The following is a 6127-nucleotide window of genomic DNA, read 5'->3' as shown; positions in this document are numbered from 1 at the left end:
TTCGCTCCTTTAGGACGAACACTGCACCTCAGTCTGCAATGATGGTGCCACTCAAAACTGGCACGCGCGCCCTCGATTGAGGTCAATTCTTGCGTTTGGCGAACCAATTCGCGTCAAACGGGCATGCCCTTAGACACGATGACTTGCCATGTGTTTCATTTTGAGCCGGTTTCTCTCCGTAACCTGCTACACCTTAGTCCCCCGTACGGGATCAACTTAACCAATAAATCATGGACAATTCATGAATAACGGAATGAGTTGATTTGCATTTTTGTTTCGGGGGTCGGTTTATTGGCCAAAATATCAACCCATAATCCTTGCGTTATGCTTGGCTGAACTTTCCAATAGAGCCATCAGACCTTTTGGCGTTGATTGAAAGCCGGTCCATCAGGCCATTGCGCCCAGTCAACGAAACGGCCAGAAACCGACGCAGGTTTCTGGCCTGATTTCAGGGGCTTGGCTCAGCCCTTACGGCTTGCCAATGCTGAACATGTTGCCGACCGCGACTGACGAGCCGATTACAGAACCCCCTACATTGTGGGCGCTGATGAAGGTGTTTGCATGGATCGGGGCCACCATGACTTGTTGACCCGTGATCGCCATATTGCCGCCACCGGTGAGGCTGATCGAGTTGCCGAAGCTGCGGGTGATGCCGGTAACATCGCCGGTGATATTTTGTGCGGTCAAGTTAATGCCGCCATTGACCGCTGCGCCACCATGTTGTTGAGCCGCGACGTTGAAGCTTGCTGCATTGGGGGCTGATGCGCTTAGAGCATTGCCATTGGCTTGAGCGTTTGCACTCACATTGCCGCCGATATTGAACAAATTGCCCGATGTATAAGCAGACGGGTCGATCCAATTATGTTGGACGCTGTTGATGGCAACGTCATGTGCACCGGCAAAGGAGCCCGCTGCATTGTTCGCGAAAGCTGCGGCATTCAAAGTTACGTCACCACCAATATTGCCAATATGACCGGATGTGGTGGCAATGGCATCGCCACGGAAGCGTTGGTCATTGTTCCAAGAAACGCTCGACTCGGTGCCAGCGACTTCGGCTAAGTTCGCCCCTGCGACGGCCGAGAAACCAACGGAACAACAGACATCATGGGCAATACCAACCGTATTTGCCTGAATGTTGCTGTTCATGAATTGCGAGACATTGATGGCTTGCTGAGCAAATGCTTGACCACCAAACGAGGTCGCAAGCGCGATTGCCGAGATAATTGCTGCCTTTTTCACGATGAACTCCCCTTATAATGAAGCGCAAACCCTCTGTGGCTTCTAGGAGAAAGGGAGCAATTCGAAGGCCAATTTGGGCCGTAGGGAAAATTGGGCAAAATAAGGCATAAGTAAATGATAAGAAATGCATGATTATTTGGTAAAATTGATATTTATAAACTTGATAATCAATGTTTATTTGCGCCAGTTTTGCCCTTCTTTTGACAAAATTGTTAATATTATATTTCATGGATATTTAGAATTTTGTATCAATTCAACACATATTGAAATGTAGATTTCAAGGCTTGGCTTTGCCCCGTCGCCACGGTCCGCGGCAACCATATCCTCAACCCTCCTAGCGCCCTTGACTGGCCAAGCTCGACTTGAAGGTGGTGTGAGGCACCCAGAGGTACCGAGTATGCACGGACTGGGTTAGCCCGCCCAATTGATCCGCCAGCGTGCGAAACAACGGCGGGTCATTTAAATTTATGAACATCAGAGTGAAGCTTTGACATTCAACTTAGGTCATTAATATTTGAGTTTTGATCAGAAAAACATAGATCCGAAAATATCTCATTAAGAACAAGGAGGAATGAGGCTTTTCATTCCTTGCTGCTTTTTTCCTGACAAACACCTCAGATAATCGCAATCTGGCATGACTCTAGGGTAAAATTAACCATTTTTATCAAGCCGATGTTTAAGACTCGTCGGTAATGTTGTTGGGCGTTCACAACGAGCGCGCTCCGCTGGTAGCGGGGGTGTACCTAGTATTGAAAGGGCTAGAAATGCTCAGTGTAAACACCAACCAGGGGGCCATGGTGGCCCTGCAAACATTGAACAAAACCAATTCAGAGCTTGCGAAAACACAGAATGCGATTTCAACAGGCTTAAAGGTTGCGTCAGCCAAAGATAATGGAGCGATTTGGGCAATTGCCAACAAAATGACCTCCGACGTCGGCGCGTACGACCGCGTGCGCGAATCTACCGACCGAGCCGCGTCCATTCTTGATACCGGCATTGCCGCCGGTGAAAGCATTATGGAGCTGCTCAACGAAATGAAGGGCAAAGCACTTGCCGCTTCACAGGCGGGCCTTTCGGCTTCAGCCCAAGCAGCTTTGGCTGCCGATTTTGCGCAATTACGCGATCAAATCACCAGCATCGGCGCGAATGCTGTGTTTGATGGGGCCAATATGATTGCCGCTACGCCCAATAATGCCGTTGCCTTGGGTGACTCTGCCGGCGGCAACACGATAACGGTCGCTGGCGCAAGTTTAGCGCTTGGCGGATCAGTGGTAACTGTAACGACCGGGTCGGCTCTCGATACTGCAGCCAACGCCACCACCGCTTTGGGTTTGGTCAATGCTTCGATTACCAATTTGGGCACCCAATTGGCCACTTGGGGTGCCGGGGCTAAGCGTCTTGAAGTGCACCGCACCTTTATCGGCAAGCTTCAAGATGCCCTAAACAATGGGATCGGTGCGATTGCGGATGCCGACCTGTCAAAAGAAAGCGCAAAGCTGCAGGCCTTGCAAACCAAGCAACAATTGGGTGTGCAGGCTTTGTCGATTGCAAATACAGCCTCACAATCGGCTTTGTCGCTCTTCCGATAGAATAACTCGGAACAAGACGTGCGTACTACCTTGGCCTAAGCAGACCCGCTTGGGCCTTTTTCTTGTTGCCTGCACCTATTCTGCCAGATGTGAATAGGCTAAATTGATCCCATGATGACCCGGCGCGCCACGATTTTGACTTCCGCGGTCCTGCTGCCGGTCCTTAACGCTGCGTGCAGCGACCAGAAGTTGGAATTGCCCGGGCCACTGCGCGCTGAAACAGCCATGAAGCGGGCGACCCCAAAGCTTACGCCCCGGCTGCGCGCGCTTGGGGCCACTTTAGGCGACCCCGTATTCATCCGAGCCTTTAAGCAAGAAAAGCGATTACAACTTTTCATCCAACCGGCGGGAAGGGGCAGGTTTGTTGAATTTGCCACGTGGCCAATCTGTGCTGCCTCCGGCGGCTTGGGCCCTAAAATGGCCGAGGGCGACAAACAAGTGCCAGAGGGGGTCTATGGTGTGACGCCTGAGGCCATGAATCCTGCCTCCGCCTACCATCTGTCGATGAATGTCGGATATCCAAACGCCTATGACCGTGCCTTTGGTCGTACTGGTAGCTTCATCATGATCCACGGGCGGTGCGAAAGCATTGGGTGTCTCGCGATGACGGACCCGGTGATCGAAGAGATTTGGACATTGGTTGCGGCCGCCCATGACGCTGGCCAAGCCAAAGTGGATGTCCACATCTTCCCGTTCGTTTTGAGCGCGACCGCGCTCGGGTCTCATAGACAGAGCGAGCATTTTTCATTCTGGTCGGATCTTTGGGTCGTGCAGGATGCTTTTGACCAGAACGGTGCGCCACCCGTCGTGTCGGTAGAGTCCGGTCGCTATCAAGTCATAGATTGACTCGATTTGCGGGCATGGCCGCCTTTTGACGTCAGCTCGCCTGCCTAATTTTTAGTCATATCGGAACGGCGCCATCGCCAAGAAGCGGTCTTGCTTGGCTTGTAACTTCTGGGTCAGGGCAGAATTTCGCGCATTTTTCGCGGATCCTCACGCGAATGTGACCAAATCGTGGCAATTCTGTGACGATTAGTTGGTTTCGAAGTTGCGATCGCTATGCCAAGGGGGGCGGGCGCAACACCTAGTTGGCACGGAGGGGGCCCCGTCAATCAACCGTTGCAGCCCCAATATAATTCTCTTCCCGGAGGCTGAAGCATCATGAACATGCGAAAGAATTGGTTTCAAAAGCAGCTGGCAATGACGACCGCACTCGTGTCGGCCCTTGTGCCCTTTATTCAAGTCCTGCCCTTGCGCAGGGTACCTCTGCTGCCGCCACAGACGCACCTGCAAAGGAAGTCGAGACCGTGGTGGTCTTGGGGACCCGCCGGACCGACCGGTCCGTTGCGACATCGGCCTCACCTGTTGACGTGATTACGGCGTCGGAAATTACCAGCCAATCCACCGCCAATGTGATTGATGCGGTTAAGAACGTCGTGCCGTCCTTCTTCGCCAGCCAAAACACCATTGCAGATGCCGGTACTTTCGTGCGCTCACCAAACTTGCGCGGTTTGCCCGGCGATCAGGTCTTGGTGATGATGAATGGCAAGCGCTTTAACCGCTCGGCTTTGGTGCAAACCTTCGTTGGTGGCGATACGGCTTTGTCCTTTGGTTCGCATGGCCCAGATATTTCGTCTATTCCATCGATTGCGATCAAGAACCTGCAAATCCTGCGCGATGGCGCAACCTCACAATATGGCTCCGATGCCATTGCCGGGGTTATGAACTTTGGGCTTCGCGACAATGCTGATGGTCTGGAAATCGTCGCTCGCTATGGCAAAAGCTTGGATGCCGATGACGGTGAAAGTGCGCAATTGGCGGTAAACTGGGGTCTTGGCCTTGGCGAAAGCGGTTTCGTCAACATCAGCGCCGAATATTTTGACGACCAAGGCACCAGCCGTGGTGCCCGCCGTCCCGCTGCCATCTTGTTTGAACAGCAGAATCCAAGCCTCGCGAACCGTCTGCCGAATTTTCCGGGTCCAGATCAGATCTGGGGCTCCTCGCCCACCTTCGGCTGGAAAGCTGTAATCAATGCTGGTTATGATCTGTCTGACAAAACGGAGCTTTACGCATTCTTGAATGCGTCGAGCAGCGAAGGCGATCAGAGCTTTAACTTCCGCCAAACCATCACCGGCACAGCCGTGAATGCCAATGGCGTGACGGTCAACCTGCCAGCGGCAAACGCAGCGTTCCGCAACACCTTCTTCACCACGCCTTGTCCAGCCAATAATGCGACCTGCCCAGCCGGTGGCTTTATTCTCGATAATAACCGGTTTGATTTCCGTTCCATCTATCCAGCAGGCTTCACGCCCCGTTTTGTGGGTTTGACCGAGTCGCTGACCGCCGTTGCAGGTGTTAAGGGCGAGGCCACCTCTGGCCTAACCTATGATGTTTCGGCCACCATTTCGGAAAACTCGCTCGACTTGTCGATGTATGACTCGTTGAACGCCTCTTTCGGTCCCTTGTCGAAGACCCGCTTTGAGTACGGGGCCTTCAAGCAAAAGCTGGAAAACTTTAACGTCGACCTGACCTATCCAATGGATGTTGGCCTTGCCGGCCCTCTGACTTTGGCAGGTGGTTTTGAGTGGCGCAAAGAATCCTACACCGTTCCCACTGGCGAGCTTCAATCCTATGCGGCTGGCCCCTATGCAACGGTCCAGCGCTTGTTCACTCAAACGGCTCCGGGCGTTTTCGCACCCGTGACGACTTTGCCAGCTGGCGTAACCAATATCGCCGTGCCGCCCGCTTCGAGCGGCTATGCCGGTGCACCGCCATCGAGCGCTGGAACGTGGGATCAGAGCAATTATGCCATCTATATCGACCTTGAAGCCGATCTGACCGACCGCTTGAGCGGCGGTATCGCAGCCCGCTTCGAAGACTACGATACGTTTGGCACGGCAACGGTCGGCAAGATCAGCGCCCTTTACAAGGCGACCGACATTTTATCGTTGCGTGGCTCTGTGGGTACGGGCTTCCAAGCCCCATCGCCTGGCCAGTCTAATCTGCAAAACGTCACCACCAACTTCGTGGCCGGAAACCAAGTACAAGAGGGGATTTTCCCTGTCGGCAGCGGTGTGGCGCGTTATTATGGCGCGGTTCCTCTCAAGCCTGCCGATGCGACCAATTATGGCGTCGGCTTCATTCTGCGGCCAATGGCGGGCACCTCTTTGACGGTTGATGCCTATCAAATCGACGTGGAGAACCGGATTTTCATTACCCGGCCATTCCTCGTCACCGCGGCAGATCTGCTCGTTCAACCTGTTCCCCGTCAGCACCTATGGCACAAAATTGGGGTTGTA

General features: G+C 53.2%; 4 protein-coding genes. 3 read left to right on the top strand and 1 reads right to left on the bottom strand.

Features of this window, described 5'->3' with window-relative positions; all coding sequences use genetic code 11:
- Nucleotides 1–468: 468 nt before the first annotated feature.
- Complete coding sequence (locus tag B7364_RS08540) at nucleotides 469–1239, bottom strand: hypothetical protein (protein WP_085339580.1); 771 nt, start codon at nucleotides 1237–1239, stop codon at nucleotides 469–471.
- Nucleotides 1240–2003: 764 nt separating this feature from the next.
- Between B7364_RS08540 and B7364_RS08535 the strand changes: the two genes are divergently transcribed.
- The 3 genes from B7364_RS08535 to B7364_RS08525 form a co-directional block, all read left to right on the top strand.
- Entirely contained in the window at nucleotides 2004–2828 is an 825-nt protein-coding gene (locus B7364_RS08535; RefSeq protein WP_085339582.1) for a flagellin N-terminal helical domain-containing protein, read from the top strand.
- A gap of 111 nt (nucleotides 2829–2939) precedes the next feature.
- Entirely contained in the window at nucleotides 2940–3674 is a 735-nt protein-coding gene (locus B7364_RS08530) for a L,D-transpeptidase family protein (RefSeq protein WP_106407592.1), read from the top strand.
- A 332-nt stretch (nucleotides 3675–4006) separates the two neighbouring features.
- Nucleotides 4007–6127: TonB-dependent receptor plug domain-containing protein (locus B7364_RS08525; protein ID WP_085339579.1), on the top strand; the 2121-nt coding region annotated here is incomplete at its 3' end.

This window comes from Aquidulcibacter paucihalophilus, assembly GCF_002105465.1.
GTDB lineage: Bacteria > Pseudomonadota > Alphaproteobacteria > Caulobacterales > Aquidulcibacteraceae > Aquidulcibacter > Aquidulcibacter paucihalophilus.
The sequence above is the reverse complement of the archived record's forward strand: the minus strand, read 5'-3'. Positions and strand labels throughout refer to the sequence as shown.

Excerpts from the sequence above, each read along its gene's own strand:
- B7364_RS08535 (WP_085339582.1), top strand. The coding sequence starts at position 2,004 with ATGCTCAGTGTAAACACCAACCAGGGGGCCATGGTGGCCCTGCAAACA.
- B7364_RS08530 (WP_106407592.1), top strand. The coding sequence starts at position 2,940 with ATGATGACCCGGCGCGCCACGATTTTGACTTCCGCGGTCCTGCTGCCG.